Source organism: Salinispora fenicalii (genome assembly GCF_000514815.1).
GTDB lineage: Bacteria > Actinomycetota > Actinomycetes > Mycobacteriales > Micromonosporaceae > Micromonospora > Micromonospora fenicalii.
Genome location: NZ_AZWQ01000015.1, coordinates 205,838 through 228,916, shown reverse-complemented (window position 1 = coordinate 228,916; position 23,079 = coordinate 205,838). Strand labels below are relative to the sequence as shown.

17 protein-coding genes and 1 tRNA gene are annotated in these 23,079 nt (G+C 68.9%); 6 read left to right on the top strand and 12 right to left on the bottom strand.

All coding sequences use genetic code 11. From position 1 onward, the window contains the following. Positions 1–53: 53 nt before the first annotated feature. Entirely contained in the window at positions 54–992 is a 939-nt protein-coding gene (gene prmC, locus B116_RS0105555) for a peptide chain release factor N(5)-glutamine methyltransferase (RefSeq protein WP_027659431.1), read from the bottom strand. A 73-nt stretch (positions 993–1,065) separates the two neighbouring features. On the opposite strand from prmC, the gene B116_RS0105550 reads away from it, so the two are divergent. Continuing rightward, positions 1,066–2,616, top strand: coding sequence for a GGDEF domain-containing protein (locus tag B116_RS0105550; protein ID WP_027659430.1), 1,551 nt, complete (start codon positions 1,066–1,068; stop codon positions 2,614–2,616). Between the two features lie 40 nt (positions 2,617–2,656). On the opposite strand, the gene prfA is transcribed toward B116_RS0105550, so the two are convergent. From prfA to argS, 10 genes are all read right to left on the bottom strand, one after another. After that, positions 2,657–3,745 (bottom strand): peptide chain release factor 1, encoded by a 1,089-nt coding sequence (prfA, locus tag B116_RS0105545; protein WP_027659429.1) that lies wholly within the window; start codon positions 3,743–3,745, stop codon positions 2,657–2,659. 112 nt (positions 3,746–3,857) lie between these two features. Beyond that, entirely contained in the window at positions 3,858–4,082 is a 225-nt protein-coding gene (rpmE, locus tag B116_RS0105540) for a 50S ribosomal protein L31 (protein ID WP_018720417.1), read from the bottom strand. Positions 4,083–4,403: 321 nt separating this feature from the next. Then, the gene (gene rho, locus B116_RS0105530; protein WP_033667305.1) at positions 4,404–6,389 is read right to left on the bottom strand and encodes a transcription termination factor Rho; all 1,986 of its coding nucleotides are present in this window, start codon (positions 6,387–6,389) and stop codon (positions 4,404–4,406) included. Between the two features lie 292 nt (positions 6,390–6,681). Beyond that, positions 6,682–7,626, bottom strand: coding sequence for a homoserine kinase (thrB, locus tag B116_RS0105525; protein WP_027659427.1), 945 nt, complete (start codon positions 7,624–7,626; stop codon positions 6,682–6,684). Positions 7,627–7,710: 84 nt separating this feature from the next. Continuing rightward, positions 7,711–8,952: an MFS transporter gene (locus B116_RS0105520; protein WP_018720420.1), complete on the bottom strand. Its 1,242-nt coding sequence runs from the start codon at positions 8,950–8,952 to the stop codon at positions 7,711–7,713. A 113-nt stretch (positions 8,953–9,065) separates the two neighbouring features. Further along, entirely contained in the window at positions 9,066–12,398 is a 3,333-nt protein-coding gene (locus tag B116_RS0105515) for an efflux RND transporter permease subunit (protein WP_027659426.1), read from the bottom strand. 144 nt (positions 12,399–12,542) lie between these two features. After that, positions 12,543–13,592: a threonine synthase gene (thrC, locus tag B116_RS0105510; RefSeq protein WP_018720422.1), complete on the bottom strand. Its 1,050-nt coding sequence runs from the start codon at positions 13,590–13,592 to the stop codon at positions 12,543–12,545. Positions 13,593–13,774: 182 nt separating this feature from the next. Continuing rightward, complete coding sequence (locus B116_RS0105505; protein ID WP_018720423.1) at positions 13,775–15,088, bottom strand: homoserine dehydrogenase; 1,314 nt, start codon at positions 15,086–15,088, stop codon at positions 13,775–13,777. 8 nt (positions 15,089–15,096) lie between these two features. After that, positions 15,097–16,509: a diaminopimelate decarboxylase gene (gene lysA / locus B116_RS0105500; protein WP_018720424.1), complete on the bottom strand. Its 1,413-nt coding sequence runs from the start codon at positions 16,507–16,509 to the stop codon at positions 15,097–15,099. A gap of 114 nt (positions 16,510–16,623) precedes the next feature. After that, the gene (argS, locus tag B116_RS0105495; RefSeq protein WP_018720425.1) at positions 16,624–18,288 is read right to left on the bottom strand and encodes an arginine--tRNA ligase; all 1,665 of its coding nucleotides are present in this window, start codon (positions 18,286–18,288) and stop codon (positions 16,624–16,626) included. A gap of 100 nt (positions 18,289–18,388) precedes the next feature. Between argS and B116_RS0105490 the strand changes: the two genes are divergently transcribed. From B116_RS0105490 to B116_RS0105475, 4 genes are all read left to right on the top strand, one after another. After that, positions 18,389–19,240, top strand: a complete 852-nt coding sequence (locus B116_RS0105490) for a DUF3105 domain-containing protein (protein WP_026321388.1) — start codon at positions 18,389–18,391, stop codon at positions 19,238–19,240. 13 nt (positions 19,241–19,253) lie between these two features. Continuing rightward, a complete protein-coding gene (locus B116_RS0105485) occupies positions 19,254–19,922 on the top strand; it encodes a DUF305 domain-containing protein (protein ID WP_018720428.1) in 669 nt (222 codons plus the stop codon). A 255-nt stretch (positions 19,923–20,177) separates the two neighbouring features. After that, positions 20,178–20,870 (top strand): winged helix-turn-helix domain-containing protein, encoded by a 693-nt coding sequence (locus tag B116_RS0105480; RefSeq protein WP_033665160.1) that lies wholly within the window; start codon positions 20,178–20,180, stop codon positions 20,868–20,870. A gap of 96 nt (positions 20,871–20,966) precedes the next feature. Beyond that, positions 20,967–21,038, top strand: a tRNA-Arg gene (locus B116_RS0105475). Between the two features lie 895 nt (positions 21,039–21,933). Here B116_RS0105475 and B116_RS28100 read toward each other — a convergent pair. Then, on the bottom strand, positions 21,934–22,140 hold the full coding sequence (locus tag B116_RS28100; protein ID WP_223874506.1) for a glycine zipper domain-containing protein: 207 nt from the start codon (positions 22,138–22,140) through the stop codon (positions 21,934–21,936). Positions 22,141–22,758: 618 nt separating this feature from the next. On the opposite strand from B116_RS28100, the gene B116_RS25890 reads away from it, so the two are divergent. Beyond that, positions 22,759–22,974: a hypothetical protein gene (locus B116_RS25890; protein ID WP_027659425.1), complete on the top strand. Its 216-nt coding sequence runs from the start codon at positions 22,759–22,761 to the stop codon at positions 22,972–22,974. Positions 22,975–23,079: the final 105 nt, after the last annotated feature.

The following is a 23,079-nucleotide window of genomic DNA, read 5'->3' as shown; positions in this document are numbered from 1 at the left end:
GCAACGGGACACGCGCGCTCCACCCCGCCCCGGAGGTGGGCGAGTTCACCGGCCTACCCGCCAGCGCCACCGGGCACTCGAGGCTCCCCCGCGTCCCGACGCCGGATCGCAGTGGCGAATCGAGGCCGGCCGGCGAGGTCGGCGTGACCGGCGATCGAGTCGTACCGACCATCCCCCGCCAGCAGCCCGGGTACCGCCGCGCCCTGCGTGTCGTCGTGCTCGATCCCGAGCCACCCCCCGGGCCGCAGCAGCACCGCAGCCCGGGTCACTACCGGCCGGATAACGACCAACCCATCCGCGCCGGCGAAGACCGCAGCCGCCGGATCGTGCCGGCTGACCTCCGGCGGCACCACCACATCCGCCGGCACGTACGGCGGGTTACACAACAGCACATCTACCCGCCCCAAGAGGTCGGCGAGCAGGTCCGGCGCCGTGACATCTGCGGCCACCACCTCAACCGGCCGATCACCGGCGTCGGCCCGGCTGGTCGCGTTGCGTCGCAGCCACGACAGCGCCGCCGGGGAACGCTCCACCGCGACCACCCGGGCCGCCGGGACCTCCTGCGCCACCGCCAGGGCGATCGCCCCGGAGCCGCTACACAAGTCCACGACCAACGGCGCCGCCTCCCGGCGTGCCTGCTCAACACCCCACCCGGCGAGCAGCTCCGTCTCCGGACGAGGCACGAAGACGCCCGGGCCGACCGCCAGTTCGAGATGCCGAAAAGGTGCGCTGCCAGTGAGATGCTGCAACGGCTCCCGGCCGGCCCGCCGGGCCACTAACGCGTCGAATCGGCAACGTTGGTCCGGGCTCAGCCCGTCGGCCAGAGCCAGCTGGCCCCGCGGCACCCCCAACACGTACGCGGCCAGCACCTCCGCCTCCCCCCGGGCCCCCTGAACCCCGGCTTCGGCCAGCACCCGGGCGGCCCGGACGACCGCCCTGGTGGGTCGCTCCCGATTCGTCCCTTCGGAGGGCTGTTGCGACAAAGTGCTCACGCCATAATCATGAGGCGTCGCGCAACCGACCACGAGCCGGTGCGGTCAGGCGCACACAGATAGGAGGTCGCGGGTGGGTTGGCTGGACCAGATCGGCGACCAGGTTGACACCCTGACGCGGGCACGCGGGCTGCAGGAGTCGAGCCGCTCCGCCGAGGCGTACCGCATCCTCTCGGACGTGCTCGCCAGCACCAACGACCGGTACGCCCGGGCCGACGCCCTGGTGCAACGTCTCTCCGCGGTGGTCAACCTGGGCCGCACCGCGGAGTACACCCGGGCCATCGAGGAGGCCACCGCCGCCGTCCGGGACCTCGCCGAGCCATACCCGCACGGGCACCTGCACGCGCTCGCCGCGCTCGCCGCCCACCACCAGGGCGCCCTGGACCGCTGTGTCATGCACCTGGTGCGGGCCGCTCGCGCGCTGGGCGCCGTCGAGGACCCTGACCGGGACACCGCCTGGGGCTGGCACGACCTCGCGATGGCCTACTCCTACCTCAGCTTCCACGGATACGCGCTGGGCGCAATCGAGCGGGCACGACAGCTCGGGCTCGCCGCCGGCATCCCGGCAGAAACCTTCGCCGCCCCCGGCATCCGACTACGCAACGCCGTAGCGCTGGACCACACCGGCGACAGCGACGGCTGCCTGCGGGTGCTCCGCGACATCGCCAGCGACCTGACGCAGTTCCTACGCGCCGGACAGGCCGGGCGGCTGCGCCCCAGCAGCATCGCCGCGTACGGCTACGCCACAGCACGACGGGCCGCCCTGGGTGACCGACTGGAGGTGGGAACGGACGGCGCCCCCGCCCGACTGCTGAGCCACGGCGGCGACAGTGCCCGGGCGCGAGACCTGCGCCAACTCGGCGAGGTCTGCCTGGCCATCGCGGCCGACCGCCCAATCGAGGCGGTCACCCGACTGGACACCGTGCAGGTCTCCACCGAGACCCTGGGCGCGGCCGAGCCCGATCGGCTCCGCAGTATCGCGCTGAGCCGGGCGGGTAAACACGTCGACGCGCACCGGGCCGACCGGCGGGCGTTCCGGCTCGCCGCCCAACGCAACGATCGGCTTCGGGACGTCTACATCGACGGAATCGCCGCCCGCATCGACCACGAGGAGATGCGCCGCGAGGCCGCCCGCTTCGAGGGAGAGGCACTCACCGACCCGCTGACCGGGCTACCCAACCGACGCCGGCTGGAGCGGCACATCGCCGCCGTGATGGCCCAGGGGAAACGGGTGGTGATCGGCGTCTGCGACCTGGATGGATTTAAGGCAGTGAACACGCACCACGGGCACCACTCGGGCGACCTGGTCCTGCAACGCGTCGCCGGAGTGGTTAACCGGGTGATGCGGCGCAACGACTTCGTGGCCCGCTACGGCGGCGACGAGTTCGTCGTGGTGCTACCCAGTACGGACATGGCCGAGGCTCAGGAGATGGCGCGCCGGATCAAGTCCGCCGTCCGGACCGAGGACTGGGAATCCCTCGTGCCCGGCACCCCCGTTGGGGTCAGCATCGGCTTCGCTGAGGTGGCCGCCAGCGGGCCCGACGTACCGGACGCCCTGAGCGTCGCCTTCGAAATCGCCGACCGGGAGATGCTGCGGGCCAAGACCCGCCCCCGCGCCTCCTGACGGCCCCACAACACCGTCGACTCGAGCCGGGCCGGCGCTGTCAGCGGCGGCCCAGGTCCACGTTGCCCGCCAGCCGGGCTGCCCGGTCGGCCTCAGCTAGCGCCACCAACACACCGTCCAACTCTCCGGCGAGTGCCAGGTCCAGGTTGTACGCCGTGTAGCCGATCCGGTGGTCAGTGATCCGGTTCTGCGGGAAGTTGTAGGTGCGGATCCGCTCCGAACGGTCCACCGTCCGTACCTGCGCCTTACGCGCGTCGGAGGCCGCGGCGTCGGCCTGCTCCTGCGCCGCTGCCAGGAGTCGGGCCCGCAGGATCCGCATCGCCTGCTCGCGGTTCTGCAACTGGGACTTCTCGTTCTGACAGGAGACGACGATACCGGTCGGCAGGTGGGTGATCCGGACCGCGGAATCGGTGGTGTTTACCGACTGACCACCGGGACCGGACGAGCGGAATACGTCGATCCGAAGCTCGTTCAGGTCGATCGTCACATCGACCTCCTCGGCCTCCGGCAGCACCAGCACGCCGGCCGCGCTGGTGTGAATGCGTCCCTGCGACTCGGTGACCGGCACCCGCTGCACGCGGTGCACGCCGCCCTCCCACTTGAGTCGGGACCACACCCCGTTGCCGCCCTCCGGCACTCCCTTGCTCTTGATGGCCAGCGAGACATCTTTTACGCCGCCCAGGTCCGAATCCTGCGCGTCGATCACCTCAACTAGCCAGCCACAACGCTCGGCGTACCGGGTGTACATCCGCAGCAGGTCGCCGGCGAAGAGCGCCGACTCCTCGCCCCCCTCCCCCGCCTTGATCTCGACGATGACGTCCTTGGCATCGTGCGGGTCCCGCGGGATCAACAGCTCGGCGAGGCACTCCTCCAGCGCCGGCAGGGTCGCCGCGATCGCCTCCGCCTCGGCCGCGAAGGTCGGATCCTCGACCGCCAGTTCCTTCGCCGCCGCCAGGTCGGCTCGGGCCTGCGACAGCTCGGTGGCGGCCTTGTGCAGCGGCACCAGTTCCGCGTACCGGCGGCCAACTCGGCGAGCCAGGTTCTGATCGGCGTGAATCGCCGGGTCGGCCAGCCGCTCTTCCAGCTCCGCGTACTCGTCCAGGAGGGTGGCCAGACGCTCGCTACTCATGGACAGCTACTCCTTCGACAACGGCGCTGGATGGCGACGCCCCGGAGCCGGGGCGGAATACGGACAGCGCCCGCGTCCGGCCAGAAACCGGACACGGGCGCCGAGTTGGGCGTTACTTGCCCTTCTTGGCCTGAACCTTGGCGTACTTCTGCTGGAACTTGGCCACCCGGCCGGCGGTGTCCAGAACGCGCTGCTTGCCGGTGTAGAACGGGTGGCAGGCGCTGCAGGTCTCCACGTGGATGGAACCGCCCTTGGCGGTGCTGCGGGTGGTGAAGGTGTTACCGCAGGAGCAGGCGACCTCCGTGGTCACGTACTCCGGGTGAATGTTGGGCTTCATGTCGCCTCGGTCCTCTCGTTGGTGGTCGCCGGGTCGCCCGGCCGCAGGTGTACGACGGATAGGGCGTGAACCGGAACCGGTGGCCGACTAACCAGTCTGCCACGGGGACAGGTCGGCTCGGCAGGCGGGCCGTGCCGCGGCACTGGCAGCGCAAACGCCGACCCGTACCACCGCATTCCCCGATCGCCGCCGAGCATTCGCCCCGGCGCTTCCGCTCCGGCAGTTCCGCTCCGGCGTGGGGACGATCCGCTGCGGTGTCACCGCTGCTACCCGACGCCGGGGCACGACCTACACGGCCTTGCCCCGGCGCCGACCGGAGGTTCACTCCCCGGGCGTCGACTTCGCGATCTGCATCAGGAACTCGATGTTGGTCCGCGACTGCTTGAGCCGGTCCAGCAGCAGATCCAGCGCGGCCTGTGAGTCCAGCGCGTGCAGCACCTTCCGGAGCTTGTGGACGATAGCCAGCTCCTCCGGCGCGAGCAGGATCTCCTCCTTACGCGTGCCGGACGGGTGAATGTCGATGGCCGGAAAGGTCCGCTTATCGGCGATCTTCCGGTCCAGCTTCAACTCCGCGTTGCCGGTGCCCTTGAACTCCTCGAAGATGACCGTGTCCGCCGTCGAACCGGTCTCCACCAGCGCGGTGGCGAGGATCGTCAGCGAACCGCCGTTTTCGATGTTGCGGGCCGCACCCAGGAACCGCTTGGGCGGGTACAGCGCGGTGGAGTCGATACCACCCGACATGATCCGGCCGCTGGCCGGCGCCGCCAGGTTGTACGACCGGCCGAGCCGGGTCACCGAGTCCAGCAGCACGACCACATCGTGGCCCAGCTCGACCAGCCGCTTCGCCCGCTCGATCGCCAATTCGGCAACGGTGGTGTGGTCCTGCGGCGGACGGTCGAAGGTTGCCGCGACGACCTCACCCTTCACCGACCGTTGCATGTCGGTGACCTCTTCTGGGCGCTCGTCCACCAACACCACCATCAGGTGGCACTCCGGGTTGTTGTGGGTGATCGCGTTCGCGATCGCCTGCAACACCATCGTCTTACCGGCCTTGGGCGGCGAAACGATAAGCGCCCGCTGGCCCTTACCGATCGGCATCACCAGGTCGATCACCCGAGTGGTGAGGATGTGCGGCTCGCTCTCCAACCGCAGCCGCTCCTGCGGGTAGAGCGGGGTGAGTCGATAGAACTCCGGTCGGCGCTTCGCCTCCTCCGGCTCCATCCCGTTGATGGTGTCCAGCCGGACTAGCGGGTTGTACTTGTCCCGCCGCTGCTCGCCCTCCCGCGCCGCGCGGACGGCACCGGTGATCGCGTCACCGCGCCGGAGGCCATACCGCTTGATCTGGGACATAGAGACGTAAACATCATTCGGCCCGGCCAGATAGCCAGTGGTGCGGACGAAAGCGTAGTTGTCAAGCACATCGATAATGCCCGCCACCGGGACGAGGACATCGTCCTCGCTGACCTGGGGCTCCCGGCCACCATCGCTGTCCCGATCGCCGCGGCCGCGCCGACGGTCCCGGAAGCGGCTACGCCGGCCACGCCGACCGCCGCCCTCGTTCTCCTCCTCGCCGTCATTGTCACGCTGGCCGCGCTCGTTCCGGTCGCCACGCTCGCCCCGGTCACCGCGCTCAGCACGGTCGCCACGCTCAGCACGGTCGCCACGCTCAGCACGGTCGCTCCGGTCGCCGCGCTCAGCACGGTCACCCCGATCGCCACGCTCAGCACGCTCGCCACGCTCAGCACGATCGCTCCGGTCAGCACGCTCAGCACGNTCGCCCCGATCGCCACGCTCAGCACGGTCGCCGCGCTCAGCACGATCCCGGCCGCGACCCTCAGCCCGCTCCCGGCGTTCGCCGGCCTCGGTGCCCTCCGGTCGCGTCTCAGCGGGGGCCTCACCGGCCTCGCTGACCGCCCGGCTACGGCGGCCACGGGCACGGCCGGTGGTCGGGGTGGTCGTCGGCGACTCGGCGGGACGCGCCTCAGGCTCCGGCCGCTCGCCCGACTCCCGGACCTCCGCGTGAACCTCCCCCCGGGCGGGGGCCGCAGCAGCCGCAACCTCGGCCCGCGGTCGAGGGGTTCCGGTGGCTGCCCCGCCACTCTGGCGCTCGGTGATCGCGCTGATCAGCTCACCCTTGCGCATGCGAGCCGTGCCCGAGATGCCGAGCGACGCGGCCAGGCTCTGAAGCTCCGGCAGCAGCATCGCCGACAGACCTGTGCCGCTACGCCGACGACGGGTGGGAGCAGCGGTCGTGGCATCGCCAGCGACGTTGGAAACATCCGACGTCACGTCGGTGGTGTCGCTCAATGGAATCCTTCCCTCGATAGGCCGGGACTGCCCGGGATCGACATACAGGTGGCCGGGCGGCCTCGGTGCACCCGCCTCGCATGGACGCGTCGCGGGAGATCGTGACACAGCAGCCGGTCGCCTTCCCGACTCACCGAGTGATGAGGACGGGCTCGCCGTCTGCCGCGACCGGTGCACACTGCGGTGCGGCGTGTCTAGGCAGGGGTGACGGGCAGACCGCCGATAGCTTCGGGGGTGCGCCGACCCGCAGGAAGATCGCGTGCTTCGCGGCTGTGCTAAGTCTAGAGCGTAATCAACTCTTCCGACCTGCGGCAACAGGATCCCGCTCCGCGTGTCCCAGTCTACCCCGACCGACCCGGGCGCCGTGCACCTCTACCGGCAACGACCAAACCTGCCAGTCTGGCCCCGCTACCAGGTCGGCAGGGGGCTCGCGCAGCGCCAGCACAGTCGGGCCAGCCCCAGACACCACCGCTGGCACATCCGCCGCGCGCAGCTCGGCAACCAGAGCGGCCGTTGCCGGCATGCCCTCGGCCCGATAGTCCTGGTGCAATCGGTCAACCGTGGCCGGCAGCAACAGCTCCGGCGCGAGGCTGAGCGCATGGACCAGCAGGGCGGCCCGGCCAGCGTTGTGCGCCGCGTCCTGGTGCGGCACAGTGGCCGGCAGTGCGGCCCGTGCAGCGGCCGTGAGCCCCCGCTCCGTCGGCACGAACACCGTCGGCCGGACCCCGGCGGCGACCGGCAGCGACACCGCCCGGGCGCCCTCCGGTTCGGTCCACGCGACGGTGAACCCACCCAGCAGACAAGGCGCCACATTGTCCGGGTGACCCTCAAGCCGGGCCGCGAGACGGAGCACGGCGGCGTCGTCCAACCGCTGCTGCCCGTCGGGCACCAATGCCCGGGCCAGCAGCACCCCGGCTACGATCGCCGCCGAGGAAGAGCCGAGGCCACGCGCCTGGGGGATTCGGTTGACGCACTCCACCGCCAGCCCCGATGGCTGGCCGCCGCACTCGGCGAAAGCGGCCCGCATCGCGCCCACCACGAGGTGCTGCTCATCGTTGGGTAGGTCACCGGCGCCCTCGCCGACCACCTGCACCGTGACACCGCCAGCGGTAACCTCGGCGCAAACATCGTCATAGAGTCCAAGGGCGAGCCCGACAGCGTCGAACCCCGGCCCCAGATTGGCGCTCGTGGCAGCGACTCGCACCCGGACCGGCCCGGGCATGAAGTTGGTCGACACGCGCTCATGCTAGGACCGCGCACCGACGTTCCGAACCACCGCCCCCGGCCCGACTGCCGGGGAGATACTGGGCGGAGACCCTCGTCAGCGCAGAGCCGACTCCGGCTCGGCAGCTGGCCCGGTCAACGAAAGGCGGCGGGTCGCCACCCGCCAGCCGATCGCGTAGACCAGGGTGACCAGACCGCCACCGGCCAGCACCACTCGTTCGTCCACCACATCGATCACCGAGGCCACCACCAGCTGGCTCACCGAGATGGCGAGGGTCGCCAGCATCATGTCGGTGGCGAAGACTCGCCCCCGCAACCGGTCCGGGACCTCGCCCTGGAGGGCGTAGTTGGACATGACCCAGTTACTGCCCCCGGCGAAGTGCGCCACAAAGACCAACCCGAGCACCAGCGGGAACCAGCTCACCACGGAAGCGCCTAGATAGGCCAGCCCGTACAGCGACATGGACAGTGCCAGGCCCGGCAGCAGCCAGGCCCGGTTCCCCAGGATCCGTCGCATCAGGATCGGACCCACCAGAGCCCCCGCCCCACGTACCGCGAAGAGCAGCCCGGCGCCGATCGGGCCGGCCCCATAGGTCGCTGCCAGCAAGGGAAAGACCGTCAAAACCCCATTGCCGAGACCGACCGCCGACTTCACCGTCACCAACGCCAGTACCCGGGGCCGGTGGCCGATGTAGCCAAGCGCCTCCCGGACCGCCGCCCAGGTCGGCTGCACCGGCCGGTCCTGTTCACGGGGAGCCTGCAACGGCCGACGGATCAGCCCGGCCAGGACGGCCGCCAGGACCAAGCCGCCAGCGGCTGCCCAGAAAGCGACGTACGGCCCGGTAGCGCTGCTCAGAACACCGCCCAGCGATGCCCCGACAATCGTCATCGTGCCCCACGCCGAACCCGCGACCGCATTACCCGCAGCCAGCTCGTCCCGGTCCAGCACGTTCGGCAGAGCGGCCTGCGCGGCCGGCGAGTAGAACGCCTTGGCTACCGCCACCACCCCGATCCCGACCAACGCCAGCCAGGCGGTGCCGGCGTCGCGTACGCCGAGGAGCAGCAGGACGCCGAACAACGCGGCTAGGTTGGCACCGATCATGATCCGGCGACGGTCGAACCGGTCCGCCACCGCCCCGGTGTACGGCAGCAGCAGCGCCACGACGCCGGTATCCATGGCCAGCAGCAACGCACCCCACACACCGCTGCCGGTCAGCGCCGGCAGGAGCACCAACAGCGGCACCATGACGAACCAGTCAACGCCGAAGACCATCAGCTCGGCCAAGAGCAGTTTACGGAAGTTCCGGTTACGACGCAGGACCGAGAGGACGGAGGGCATCACCGAACCCTATCCACCGCAGTGCCACGCTTTAGTCAACGTGTGGACAGCAGCAGCACGCAAAACGGCGCGGACGCCCTCGACCAGCCGTCGAGGGCGTCCGCGGTCAGGTGTTACTCCGCCGGCGGAAGCGGCGAGGTACGGCTTCTGGGCAGTCGCAGCACCTCAAACTGGTCAGTTCCCTCAACCAGTGCCGGCGAAGGCGTCGCCTGGTCGGACGCCTCCCCGGTGGCGGTGGCGGTGGCGGTGGTGGCCGGACCCGCAGGCTCCGCCGCACCCGGTCCGGTGGCAGCCGGGGCGGCCACCGGAGTCCCGGTGGCAACCGGAGTCCCGGTGGCAGCCGGCTCAGCTGCGGTGGACGGGACGACCGATGCCTCGGCCCCGGCCCGTGTCCCCCGCCGACCGGACCACCAATCCCGGATCGACTCCTTGGCGTGCTCGACCATGACGTACAGGGTCGGCACCAGCACCAGGGTGAGCAGCGTCGAGCTGAGCAAACCACCGATCACCACGATCGCCAGCGGTTCCGAGATGAAGCCGCCCTCGCCGGTAAGGCCGAGGGCCATCGGCAGCAGCGCGAAGATGGTCGCGACCGCGGTCATCAGAATCGGGCGCAGCCGGCGCCGGCCGCCCTCGACGACCGCCTCCCGGACCCCCAGGCCCTGCGCCCGGTACTGGTTGACCAGGTCGAGCAGGACGATCGCGTTGGTCACCACGATGCCGACCAACATGAGAACCCCGATCAGCGCCGGTACGCCCAGTGGGGTGCCGGTGGCCAGCAGCAGCCCGACCGCGCCGGTCGCCGCGAACGGCACGGAGACCAGCAGAATCAGTGCCTGAGTCAGGCTACGGAACGTCACGACCATGATCAGGAAGACGATTGCGATCGCGGCGAGCACCGCCAGCCCCAGATCAGCGAAGGCCTCCTCCTGGTCCGCGCTAACACCACCGATGACGAAGGTGGCCCCGGGAACGTCAATCGCGTCCAGCCGCTCCTGCAGCTCCTGGCTGGTGGCGCCGAGGTCGGAGCCGGTGGCCGTGCCGGTCACCGAGACGCTGCGCTCACCGTCGATCCGGGTGATCTGCTGGGGGCCGAGAACCTCACTGACCTCAGCGATGGCACCCAGCGGGACCGCGCCGACCCGCAGTGCCCGCAGCTGCTCGGTCGACACCGGCGGCTGGGCAGTTTGCAGGACCACGTCCCGCTGCTGGCCCTCGATCGTCAGCTGCCCCAGCGGGGCGCCCCGGAATGCCTGCGCGACGAGCTGCCCGATCCTCGCCTCGGTGAGCCCGGCCGCTGCGGCCTTCGCCCGATCGACCTTGACCTCGATCTGCCCGACCTGGGTGGCCACGCTGGTGGTCACATCCTCGACGCCGGGCAGCCCCGTCATCGCCGCCGACGCCTCGTCGATGGCCTGGGTCCGGGTCGCCGGATCCGCGGCCTGCACGATCACCTCGAGTTGATTCGCGGCGGCTCCACCCTGGCCGGCCCCGAACCGGAACTCACCCGCCTCGGCGCCGAACTCGTCGAACTTCTCGCGCAGGACAGCACGCATCTGCTCGGCGTCGGTATCCACGAGGGTGAGCGACCAGGTCGCCACATTGTTGCCGCCGGTACCGGCCCACGGGTTACCCCCCGCGCCGGCCGTCACCTGATAGGTCTCGATGCCCTCGGTCTCGGCCAGCACCTTCTCCACCTGTTGTGCCGCCGCGTCCGTTCCCGCCAACCCGGTGCCCGCCGGCAGTTCCTGGGTGATGGTCATCGTGTCCTGGCCGGAGTCGTCGAGGAAGTTCGTCTCCAGCTGGCGGGAGAGGCCGAACGTGCCGAAGAGGACCAGGACGCCGAGGCCGAGGGTGATCCATCGAGTCGACCGTTCCCGGGTGGCGTAGCCGATGACCGGCAGGTACGCGCGCTGCAGCGGGTTACGCAGCTCCTTCTCCTCGGCTGCCCGGCGCACCGCCGCCTCGCCCGCCGTCTGACCGGCCGGCTGGAGGAACCAATACGCCAGCACCGGAATGAGGGTCAGCGACACCAACAGCGAGGCGAGCAGCGCCACCGTGACGGTGATCGCGAACGGCGCGAAGAGCTGCCCGATGAATCCGCCGACCAGCGCGATCGGGGCGAACACGGCGACCGTGGTGAGGGTGGAGGCGGTCACCGCACCGGCCACCTCGCGGACCGCGGTCCGGATGGCCTCCTGCTTGGACTCGCCGTACTCAAGATGCCGTTTGATGTTCTCCAGCACCACGATCGAGTCGTCGACGACACGGCCGACGGCGATCGTCAACGCACCGAGGGTGAGCAGATTGAGCGAGTAGTCACCGATCCAGAGCGCGATGAGCGCGACCAGCACCGACAACGGAATGGAGACCGCGGTCACGACGGTGGAGCGCACCGAGAGGAGGAAAACTAGGATCACCAAAGCGGCCATCACGAGGCCGATCAGCCCCTTGGTGGCGAGACCCTTGATCGACTTCTCGACGAAGGGGGCCTGGTCGAAGACGACGGTCAGCTCGGCCCCGGAGGCGGTGCGCAGCTCCGCGAGCCGGTCCCGGATCTCCTGGGAGATCTCCACTGCGTTCCCGTCCGGAGTCGCGGTCACGGCGATGCCCAGGCTTTCCTGGCCGTTGGTACGCGTGATCGCGGTGACGGGCGTAAGCCGCTCCTCCACCGTCGCCACGTCGCCGAGGCGCACCGGGGGAGCCGGTGCCACGGTGAGGATGACGCCCCGCAGCTCGTCGAGGGTGCCCAGCGGAGTGCCGACCTGCACCGGGAGCGTCTGCTGGCCGTCCACAACCGCGCCGGCCGGAATGGCGACGCCGTTGGCCCGCAATGCCCCACCGAACGCACTGGGCTGAATCCCGGCCTTCGTGAGCTTCGCCACATCTGGGGTGATCACCACGACCTCATCGCGGGTGCCCGTCAGATCCGCCGCACGAACGCCCTCGATCGCGGCCAGCTCCGGCAGGACCGTACTGCGCAGCCGCTCGCTGAGCGCCCGCTGGTCGGCATCGCCGGAGGCGGCGAGCACTACCGCCGGCAGGTCATCCGTACCGCCGGCGATGACCTGCGGGTCAACCCCCTCCGGCAGCGCGCCGACCCGGTTGATCGCGCTCTGCAGTTGGTTGACCGCCTCGTCCACATCGGTACCGAACTCGTACTCAACCTGAATGGTCGCCGACCCCTCACGCGAGGTGGAGGTGATCTTCTCCAGCCCGGTGACGCCCTGCAGGCTGTTCTCGATCGGCACGGTTACCTGCGACTCAACAGCCTCCGGACCAGCGCCTGGGTAGGCCGCCACGATAAAGGCGGCCGGGAACTCCAGCGACGGTAGGAGTTGTTGCTTCAGCGACGGTACGGCGAACGCTCCGAACACCGTGGTGACCACCGCGACAAGGGCTATCAGCCCTCTATTGGCGAGACTAAATCTGGCGAGCAGCGACATCGGCTGGACTCACTCCTGAGCGGGAGAATTGGGTGCGGGTGAGTCGAGTGTCCCGTACTGGTTCTGCACCGGCGCGGCGGGGTTCACTCGTTGGAGCCCCCGCGAGTTCGCTCGTTGGCACCGCGGGCGAGTCCAGCCCGCCCCTCAGGCGAGATCGAGTGAACGGGCCGCGGCCACGGGGTCATTGGCGATGGTCACCGGAGCGGGGGCGGTCGAGATCGCCCACTCCGGGTCTTTCAGGCCATGACCGGTGACCGTGCAGACGACCGTGGACCCCGGCGGCACCGTACCCGCGGCGGCCTGCTGGAGCAGTCCTGCGACACTCGCGGCGCTGCCCAACTCGACGAAGACCCCGACATCGCGAGCGAGTAGCCGGTACGCGGTCAGGATCTCCCGGTCGGTGACCGCGGCGATCAGACCGCCCGAGGCATCCCGGGCATCCAGTGCTCTCAGCCAACTCGCCGGATTGCCGATCCGAATTGCGGTGGCGATCGTGGCCGGTTCGCGTACCGCCTGGCCGGTGACGATCGGCGCGGCGCCAGCGGCCTGAAAACCATAGAGTTTCGGGGTACGGGTGATATTTCCGGCGGCCTGTTCCTCCGAGTAGCCAAGCCAGTAGGCGGAGATATTCCCCGCGTTACCGACCGGCATGCAATGGATGTCCGGTGCCGCGCCAAGCGCCTCGACGATCTCGAACGCGGCGGTCTTCTGGCCGTGTAGGCGGTCGATGTTCACCGAGTTCACCAGGGCGACCGGATAGTCCTGGGCAAGCTTGGCAGCCAACGACAGGCAGTCGTCGAAGTTGCCGCTGACCTGAAGCAGTCGGGCACCGTGCACCAACGCCTGGGCCAGCTTGCCCAGCGCGATCTTTCCCTGCGGCACCAGTACCGCGCAGGTCAGGCCGGCTCGCGCCGCATAGGCCGCAGCCGAGGCACTGGTGTTGCCGGTCGAGGCACAGATGATCACCTTGTTGTCGGCCTCGACCGCTTTGGAGACCGCGACGGTCATTCCCCGGTCCTTGAAGGAACCGGTCGGGTTGGCGCCCTCGACCTTCAGATAGACCTCGCACCCGGTCCGCTCCGAAAGCACCGGCGCCGGCAGCAGCGGAGTGTTCCCCTCGTGCAGGGTCACGACCGGGGTGGTCGCTGTAACCGGCAGCCGATCTCGGTACGCGTCGATGAGACCCCGCCACATATCGTGCCCTCCACCTCTCCCGGCCCTCAGCTCTCCGGGCCTGCTCATCCTGGCCCGGCCGAAACCACCGGGGCCAGCCTGGACCAGCCAGCCAATCGGACTCCAGCGCACCCGGCCCACAACCCACCAGGCGGGACGCGACCCGGACCACGCTGGACCGGGACCGGTGCAACCGGACTGAGCTATGCGCTGCCCTCGACCCGCAGCACACTGGCTACCGACCGGACCGCATCCAGCCCGCGCAACGCCTGGACCGTCGCGGCGAGCGCGGCGTCCGGCGCGACATGGGTGACGATGACCAGGTCGGCATCCTCGTCCCGACCGGCCGTGCCGCTGCCCGCAGCGCCCTGCCGAACGGTTGCGATCGATACATCGTTCTGCGCGAACACGCCCGCCACCGCCGCCAACACCCCGGGACGGTCGGTCACGTCGAGGCTGATGTGGTAGCGGGTGAGCGCCTCCCCCATCGGCCGCACCGGCAGGTCGGCGTAGGCGGACTCACTGGCGGCCCGGACCCCGGCGAGCCGGTTACGGGAGACCGCCACCACGTCGCCGAGCACCGCGCTGGCAGTCGGCGCCCCACCCGCACCCGGCCCGTAGAACATCAGCTGCCCCGCCGCCTCGGCCTCCACGAACACCGCGTTGAAGGCGTCACCCACGCTGGCGAGGGGATGGGTGAGCGGAATCATCGCCGGATGCACCCGAACGCTGACGGTCTCCCGACCATCCGCGGCGGTGCCCCGCCCCGCGATGCAGAGCAACTTGATGGTGCAGCCCATCGCCTTGGCACTGGCGACATCAGCGGCAGTGACCTCGGTGATGCCCTCCCGGTGCACATCCGCCGCGCCAACCCGGGTGTGGAATGCCAGTGAGGCGAGGATCGCCGCCTTGGCCGCCGCGTCGAAACCCTCCACGTCGGCCGTCGGGTCAGCCTCGGCATACCCCAGCTCAGTCGCCTCTGCCAGCGCCTCGGCGAAGCCGGCGCCAGTGGAATCCATGGCGGAGAGAATGAAGTTAGTGGTGCCGTTGACAATGCCGGTCACCTGAGTGACCCGGTCCCCGTGCAGCGACTCCCGCAGCGGACGCAGCAGGGGAATCGCGCCGGCCACAGCCGCCTCGTAGTAGAGATCGCCCCCACCCTGCGCCGCCGCGTCATGCAGCGACCCGCCGTCCTCGGCGAGCAACGCCTTGTTCGCGGTTACTACGCTTTTACCCGCCCGCAGCGCCTCCACCAGCCAACTCCGAGCCGGTTCGATGCCGCCGACACACTCGACCACCACGTCGATGTCGTCCCGTTTGACCAGGTCAAACGGGTCAGCGGTAAAGACGGTCGGATCGACCGGCAGCTCACCCCGGTCCCGGCCGATCCGCCGGACGGCGATGCCGGCGATCTCCAGCGGAGCACCGATCCGGGCGGCGAGATCGGCGGACTGCGAGTGCAGTAGCCGAACCACCTCGCTGCCGACCGTGCCGCAGCCGAGCAGCGCCAAGCGCACAGGTGATGTCATCCCACATCCAAAGCGAGCAGGTCCTCTTCGGTTTCCCGGCGGACGATCAGGCGAGCCCGGCCGTCACGCACCGCAACCACCGGAGGGCGCGGCACGTGGTTGTAGTTGCTGGCCATGCTCCGGCAGTAGGCACCCGTGCCGGGCACGGCGACAAGATCTCCGGGCTGCACGTCGGCGGGCAGGAATTCATCCTTCACCACGATGTCCCCGGACTCACAGTGCTTTCCCACAACGCGGGCAAGCACCGGGCCGGCGACGCTCGCCCGGGACGCCAAGGTCGCCGAGTACGACGCGTCGTAAAGCGCGGTTCGGATGTTGTCGCTCATGCCGCCGTCAACACTCACATAGCAACGACGCCCATCGGCCGCGTCACCACCGGCGCCGACCGGCACCGACTTGACCGTGCCCACCTCGTAGAGCGTGAACATGGCCGGACCGACAATCGCCCGACCCGGCTCGATCGACAGGTGCGGTACAGCCAACCGCTCGGCGGCGCACTCCCCGTCAACGATTTTGCGTAGCCGCTTCGCCAAGTCGGCCGGCGTGGCCGGGTCGTCCTGCGAGGTGTACGCGATGCCGAAGCCACCGCCCAGGTCCAGCTCTGGTAGCTGCACCCCCCGCGCGTCGCGGATCTGCGCCTGGAGCCCCAGCACCCGGCGGGCGGAGACCTCGAACCCGCTCGCGTCGAAAATCTGCGACCCGATATGCGAGTGCAGACCGCGCAACTCCAGCACGTCCTCGTCGAGGATGCGCAGCACGGCGGCGATCGCCGCGCCGTCCGCCAGCGAGAAGCCGAACTTCTGGTCCTCGTGCGCGGTGGCGATGAACTCGTGGGTGTGCGCCTCCACGCCGACGGTGACCCGCACCAACACCCGCGGACGGACGCCCCGCTCGCGAGCCAGCCCGGTGAGCCGGTCGATCTCGTGGGACGAATCAACGATGATTCGCCCGACCCCGACCTCCAACGCCCGGCTCAGCTCGGCGACCGACTTGTTGTTGCCGTGGAAGCCGATCCGCTCCGGCGGCATCCCGGCAGCCAACGCGGTAGCCAACTCGCCACCGCTACACACGTCCAGGTACAGGCCCTCCTCGGCGACCATCCGGGCCACCGCCCGGCAGAGGAACGCCTTACCGGCGTAGTAGACATCCTCGGTCGGGAAGGCGGCACGGAAATCTCGGCAGCGGCTCCGCAGGTCCTCCTCGTCCAGCAGATACACCGCGGTGCCGAACTCGGCCGCGAGCTCCCGCACCGAGCGGCCCGCGACGGCGAGCGCGCCGTCCGCCGCCCGACTGACGGTACGCGGCCACAGTCCGGGCAGCAGGGCGTTCACGTCCCGCGGGGCACGCAGCCACGCCGTACCCTGGCTGCCGATCTCCCCATGCAGGGCGCCGGCCTCGTGTGCACGCATTACATATCTCCGCTTCCCGACTGCGGGGCTCGCAAGCTCACTCCTCGCGCTCGCACTTACCCATCTCCGCTTCCCGACTGCGGGGCTCGCAAGCTCACTCCTCGCGCTCGCACGTCACATCCGCTCTGGGGCCGTGACGCCGAGCAGCCGCAGGCCGTTGGCGATGACCACACGGGTGGCGTCGTTGAGCCAGAGCCGGGCGCGGTGCAGGTCGGTGATCTCCTCGTCGCCCCGCGGCAGCACCCGGCAGTTGTCATAGAAGCGGTGGTACGCCCCGGCCAGGTCCTCCAGGTACCGGGCAATCCGGTGCGGCTCCCGCAACTCGGCGGCGGTGGCCACCACGGCGGGGAACTCGGCCAGCGCCTTCAACAGCTCGTTTTCCTTGTCATGGTCGAGCAGTTCGGGGTGGAAGTCCGCCGAGCCGCCCCGGGCCAGCCCGACCTCCGCGGCGTTGCGCCCGACACTCGCCGTACGCGCCGCCACGTACTGCACGTAGTAGACCGGGTTGTCGCGGGTGGCCCGGGTCCACAGCTCGATGTCGATGTCGATCGGCGAGTCGGTGGAGTAGCGCGCCAGCGCGTACCGGGCGGCGTCCACACCGATCGCCTCAACCAGGTCCTCCAGGCTCACCACGGTGCCGGCCCGCTTACTCATCCGCACCGGGGCCCCGTCGCGGACCAGGTTGACCATCTGCCCGATAAGGATCTCCAGGTTGCGGCTCGGGTCATCACCGAAGCAGGCGACCATCGCCTTCATCCGACCCAGGTAGCCGTGGTGGTCCGCGCCGAGCATCAGCACGACCCGCTCGAAGCCGCGCTCCCGCTTGTCCAGGTAGTAGGCGCAGTCCGCGGCGAAGTACGTCCACTCGCCGTCGGACTTGCGCAGTACCCGGTCCTTGTCGTCGCCGAAGTCGGTGGTGCGTAGCCAGGTGGCCCCGTCGGCTTCGAAGATGTGGCCCTGCTGCCGTAGCCGCTCCAGGGCGAGCTCCAACTCGCCCCGGTCGTGCAGGTCCTTCTCATTGAAGTAGGTGTCGAACTCCACGCCGAAGTCACGCAGCGACGACTTGATCTCGGCGAACATCAACTCGACGCCCTCGACCCGGAACACCTCCTGGGCGGCGGCGGCGTCAAGCGCCAGCACGTCCGGCCGCCGGGACTGAACCTGCTGCGCGATCTCCGCGAGGTACGCGCCGGCGTACCCGTCCTCCGGCGGCGGCTCCCCCTTCGCAGCGGCCAGCAGCGAGCGGGCGAACCGGTCGATCTGTGAACCGGCATCGTTGAAGTAGTACTCGGTGGCGACCGCGGCGCCGGTGGCGCGCAGCAACCGGCTCAACGCGTCACCGACCGCCGCCCACCGGACGCCGCCGATGTGCACTGGGCCGGTCGGATTGGCCGAGACGAACTCGAGGTTGATCGACTGACCGGCGAGCCGCCCACTACGGCCGTACTCCGCGCCGGTCTCGACGATCACCTGGGCCAGTTGGCCCGCGGCGGCTGCGTCCAGGCGGATGTTCAGGAAGCCCGGGCCGGCGATCTCCACCGACTTGACTCCCACGGCCTGGCCGAGCTGCTCGGCCAGCGCAGCGGCGAGCTCCCGAGGCGGGACTCCCACCTTCTTGCTGAGCTGGAGGGCCAGTGTCGAGGCGTAGTCCCCGTGCTCGACGTTGCGGGGTCGCTCCACCGCGGTCTGCTCCGGGAGCACGGAGCGGTCCAGGCCCCGTTCGGTGAAGACGGCGTGGGCTGCGGTGAGGACGACCTCGGCGAGTTCTGCGGGAGTCACCGAACCATGCTATCGGGGGTAGACTCAGTCCCCGCGGCGGCGACCCAGCATGTGACCCCAGCCCGCCAGATCCCCCGACCGACCGACCTGACGAGGCACGATGAGCATCAGCACCCCGGGCGGCCCGGAACGCCACCCGACCGTTGCCAGCACCGCGAAGAAGTCAGCCGGGGGCAGGCCGGCCAGCGGCAAGTCCGGATCCGGCAAACCAGCGGGCGGCAGACCGGGATCCGGCAAACCAGCGGGGGGCAGACCGGGGTCCGGCAAACCAGCGGGCGGCCAGCGCGGCGGCAAGAAGCCACGCAAGCCGATCACCCCGGTCAAGGTGACCCAGGAACGCAACTGGGGACCGATCGCACTCTTCGTCGCCGTCGGCGTGCTCGCCGTCGCGATCGTCGGCTACGGCGGCTGGGCGACGTTCCAGGGCTCCAAGCCGTGGGATGAGCGGGCGAACGAGATCGCCGGCATCGTCAACTACCGCGAGAAGGACCCGGAGCTGGTCGCGGGCGGCAACCACCAGCAGGGCTCGATCCAGTACTCCGTCCTGCCCCCGGTCGCCGGCCCACACAACGACGCCTGGCAGAACTGCATGGGCGACATCTACGACGCCCCGATCGCCAGCGAGCACGCCGTACACAGCCTGGAGCACGGCGCGGTGTGGATCACTTACCAGCCCGACCTCGACGCCGGCCAGGTCGAGAAGCTGGCCGAGCGGGTGCGCGGCAACGAGAAGCTCTTCCTCAGCCCCTTCGAAGGACTGGACAAGGCGATCTCGCTCCAGGCCTGGGGCTACCAACTCAAGGTCGACAACGCCGACGACGGCCGAATCGACGACTTCATCAAGACGCTGAAGGTCAACGCATCCGTCGAGGGCCCCACCGCCCTCTGCGCCCAGGGCGTCACCGCCACCGGCACCACACCGCGGGAGCTCGGCCCGCAGATGCCGCAGTAGTAAAGGAGCCGGGATGACCGCCCTCACGACCCTCGAAGAAAAGCCGGACGGGGCTCCGCCCGCCGACAGTGCCGCCCGTCGCCCCGCTACCCAGTTCGGCACGGCGGCGATGGCGATCGCCATCGTGATCGGCCTCCTGCTCGGATACGCGGGCGGCCTACTCACCCCCGACTTCAATCGGCCGGGGGACACCTCTGCCGAGGCGGGCTTCGCTCGGGACATGACCACCCACCACGCCCAGGCGGTGGAGATGGGGCTGATCGCCTTCAAGAACGGCACGGACCGGGAGGTCCAGACGATCGGCAGCGACATCGCCCTCGGTCAGCAGGGGGACATCGGCATCATGCAGGCCTGGCTGCGGTCGTGGGAGCTGGACCCGACCGGCTCCGAACCGCGGATGGCGTGGCTGCCGGACGGCACCGAGATGATCCGCGACGGGCTGATGCCGGGGATGGCCACTGCGGAGCAGATGACACAGCTTCGGGAGGCCCGGGGCACGGAGTTGGATGTCCTCTTTCTCGAGCTGATGATCACGCACCACATCGGCGGCATTCACATGGTTGATGCGCTGCTTGACCAGAGCGACGAGGAGGACGTGGTCCAGACCGCGCAGACCATGAAGAACACCCAGCAGACAGATCTGACCAACCTGCGCAACGCACTCGAGCGCATTCAGGGCTGATTGGGCGGCTGGGCCGTCCCGCGACCCGCACCACCACCGGGTGGTGCGGGTCGTTTGTCATGGTCAGAGGCGCGCTCCGCGGGCACGGCTTCCGGGCCCACCGAGTCCGTCTCACTCTCACGGGCAGGGTGGCCACCCAGCTGAGGCGTTAAGTCCGATTCGAGAGTTTGATCCCTCTCCGGGCGAATACATCTCAAAGAGAAGTTTCTCCCCACATATCGTGACCAGTTGCGATTCGAGCTCGTTGCGTAGGACGTGGGTGTTGCACTGAGAGACGCACGGCGCTCGGTCACCAGTTGGTGTCGGCGCCACACAATCGGCGGTGACGGGGCGGTGGCGGCCGTCCGTCGCGGAGTGCGGCAGAGCGAGCCGGGAGCGCTCAGCCGCGAACAGGAACTCGAGCTGATCGACACCTTGCGGGGCAGCTACCCCGACGCGTTCGGCTTGGACGAGGAGCTCTGGACGCGACAGGGGCTCCACACCCTCATCCAGAACCAGTTCGGGTTGCCGCTCGACCCCGGCGCCGTCGGGGCGTACTTGCGGGCGTGGGGGCTCGGCCCACGGGAGCCGCGCGAGCGCGCCTGTGGGCTCTGCGTTGGCGCGGTGGAGCGCTGGGTACGCACCGAATACCCAGCGATCATTCGGGCCGCTCAGGAGCACCTGGCCGACGTGCATTGGATCGGCCGGATCCGGCTGCGCGGCACGATGCCGGCGGCCGACATCATCTCCGCGGTGTCATCTCGGGGACGGGTCCAATTCATGATCACTACACCGTCGGTGGACCCCCCACTCCCCCGCGACTTCGTACTCCGACTCAGCGGGGCGGAGCAACGCGCCGTCCACCTGATCGTGGACGGCTCCTGGCCCCGCAATGAGTGGCCACGTCGGCTACCCCGCCGCATCGCGCTACACCCGTTGCCGAGCTGCGGTCGCGCCGTCGCCGCGTGACCCCGAGTTCGGCCGGACGCGGGGCGACTGGAGCGTATCCGTGCATACCGATTCGGTGATCGCGGCAAGGGTTTGCTACTCTTCTCCAGTCGCTGAGCCCCCGTAGCTCAGGGGATAGAGCACCGCCCTCCGGAGGCGGGAGCGCAGGTTCGAATCCTGCCGGGGGCACCTCACAGAATTGTCTCGCACCAGTGGGCTCATTAGTCATCGAAGCAACCTACGGGCTGGCGCGATCACGCAACGACCAGTGGTAGGTGCCCACGAACTCGACGGCGACTAAGCCGGCGGGCTCATTTGCTGTCCAGATGACGTCATTTCTGGCCGTCATACCATCCAGAGTTGAGTCACAAACAGGCGGCGAAAGCCCAATGGTCCGCGGTCAGGCCAGAGGGTCGGTCTATGCCCGTCGTCCGCCCTGCGGGTCATACGTCGGCCAACTGTAGCTGGGACAGGCGGTGTTGCTGTGGCTGATGGCGCAGGCGCGGTGCCGAAGACAGCTTCGGTGGCGGCTCACGCGAGAGCAGACTGGGCCGCGGTGGGCAGCCCGAGCCGGTTCCAGCGGAAGTCACGTGTAGGGCGATCACGGCACGACGACCCGGGTGAGCTGGCCACGTCGCCGGGCCAGTGTTGGAATACCCAAATCCCACATCGCCGACGAACTGGGCCGTAAGATCACCACGGTCATCACTCTTCCACCGAACTAAATAGACTTGCTTGCCCTCGCCGTCTCGCACGGATGACCCGAACGGCTTGGATGACGAGCCGCTACGCCCAGCAACGTGCTCGACGTGTACTCGGATAGAGGCACCGTTCGAGTGTCCGACGGGCGTCACCGATACGTTCGATTCGGTCTATCGTCCACGCCGTACGGCCCGATCGGCCCACCGGCCGCGATCATTACGATAGCGGGCAGGAACCAGAAAGCGAGGTCGGTTGAACCAGTAAATTGTCGCGGCCGACAACGCCGATAGCAGCGTAAGTGCTACGAACCCCTTTTGGATGACGTCAACTAATGCGAATTCAGGAACCTCGATTGAGGCTTCCACCCCAGCAACCACCGCTGTCACGCTTCCTCCGCTTCGTCGGATCCAAGGAGTTCAGGGAACAAGAACCATGAACTGACTTCCCTCCCGAACCCCTTGCCGAGCTCGCTTGCTATAATTCCTCCGGCCAAGGCACCTACTGCACTGCCTACGAGAGTGCCCACCGGCCCGCCGACGGCAGCGCCAATTGCAGCGCCCGCTTGTGCGCCCACCCAAGCACCGGTCATTCCTCCAACTGCACCAGCACCTGCCACAGTAGCTGCAGCAGCTTCAGACGCACCATCGCTGCGCTCATCACTAGAAGTGAAGACACCGTCGACAGCCATCGAGACAAAACCAGTCCGACTAAAGTACCGTGCACTGGTTACCCGGTCGAGCACACGAACCCTGCCACCCTCCCCGAATCGCGTCTGCACAGCGCATGCATTCCGTCGCCGCGAGTCGGGCGGTATTCCCGAATCCTCGGAGATTCATAGCCCGGCTCTTTTACATACTGGAGGCCGGATCTCACATTGCTGGCAACATCAATAGCACTAAAATCGAATCCTTTCTTTTCATCAGGTTGATCCGCCTTAACATATAGCAGCTTTAACAACTTTCTGAATCTTGCGTAACGCCCGATAGGCACTGTGGAAACGGTGGTCGAAGCTAAGCACTCGGCCGCTTTATTGGCTTACCGGTAGTCTTTATCTTCTTTTTGGAGCGATAGGCGCGTCGGCCATTGCGGGAGATCTCCACCACGTACACAGCCGCCGCCGAGGCCCGCTTCGAGGCGTTCGCCGCCGAGTTCAGCGACCGCTACCCGGCCGTGATCCGGCTGTGACGCACCTCGTGGGCCACAGTTCGTGCCGTTCCTGGACTACGACCACGAGGTCCGCAAGATCTTCTTCTTCTTCTTCTTCATCATCATCATCATCATCGAGAGCCTGAACGCCCGGTTCCGGCAAGCCGCCCGCCGGCGCGGGCACTGCCCAACGGAACAGGCCGCGACGAAGGTTCTGCACCTCATCGTCGGGCAGAGACACAAGAGTGGGAGCATCACCGGCCGGGTCCACGGTTGAGGCAAGGCCCTCAACGCCCTGATCCCGCCTACAAAGACCGGACCACCATCTAACAACCTCGATCACACCCAACGGCCAAACATGAAAATCGCCGCACTCCCCAGC

Excerpts from the sequence above, each read along its gene's own strand:
- prfA (WP_027659429.1), bottom strand. The coding sequence starts at position 3,745 with ATGAGTAGCGAGCGTCTGGCCACCCTCCTGGACGAGTACGCGGAGCTG.
- rpmE (WP_018720417.1), bottom strand. The coding sequence starts at position 4,082 with ATGAAGCCCAACATTCACCCGGAGTACGTGACCACGGAGGTCGCCTGC.
- B116_RS0105520 (WP_018720420.1), bottom strand. The coding sequence starts at position 8,952 with ATGCCCTCCGTCCTCTCGGTCCTGCGTCGTAACCGGAACTTCCGTAAA.
- B116_RS0105515 (WP_027659426.1), bottom strand. The coding sequence starts at position 12,398 with ATGTCGCTGCTCGCCAGATTTAGTCTCGCCAATAGAGGGCTGATAGCC.
- thrC (WP_018720422.1), bottom strand. The coding sequence starts at position 13,592 with ATGTGGCGGGGTCTCATCGACGCGTACCGAGATCGGCTGCCGGTTACA.
- lysA (WP_018720424.1), bottom strand. The coding sequence starts at position 16,509 with ATGCGTGCACACGAGGCCGGCGCCCTGCATGGGGAGATCGGCAGCCAG.
- B116_RS0105490 (WP_026321388.1), top strand. The coding sequence starts at position 18,389 with ATGAGCATCAGCACCCCGGGCGGCCCGGAACGCCACCCGACCGTTGCC.
- B116_RS0105485 (WP_018720428.1), top strand. The coding sequence starts at position 19,254 with ATGACCGCCCTCACGACCCTCGAAGAAAAGCCGGACGGGGCTCCGCCC.
- B116_RS28100 (WP_223874506.1), bottom strand. The coding sequence starts at position 22,140 with ATGACCGGTGCTTGGGTGGGCGCACAAGCGGGCGCTGCAATTGGCGCT.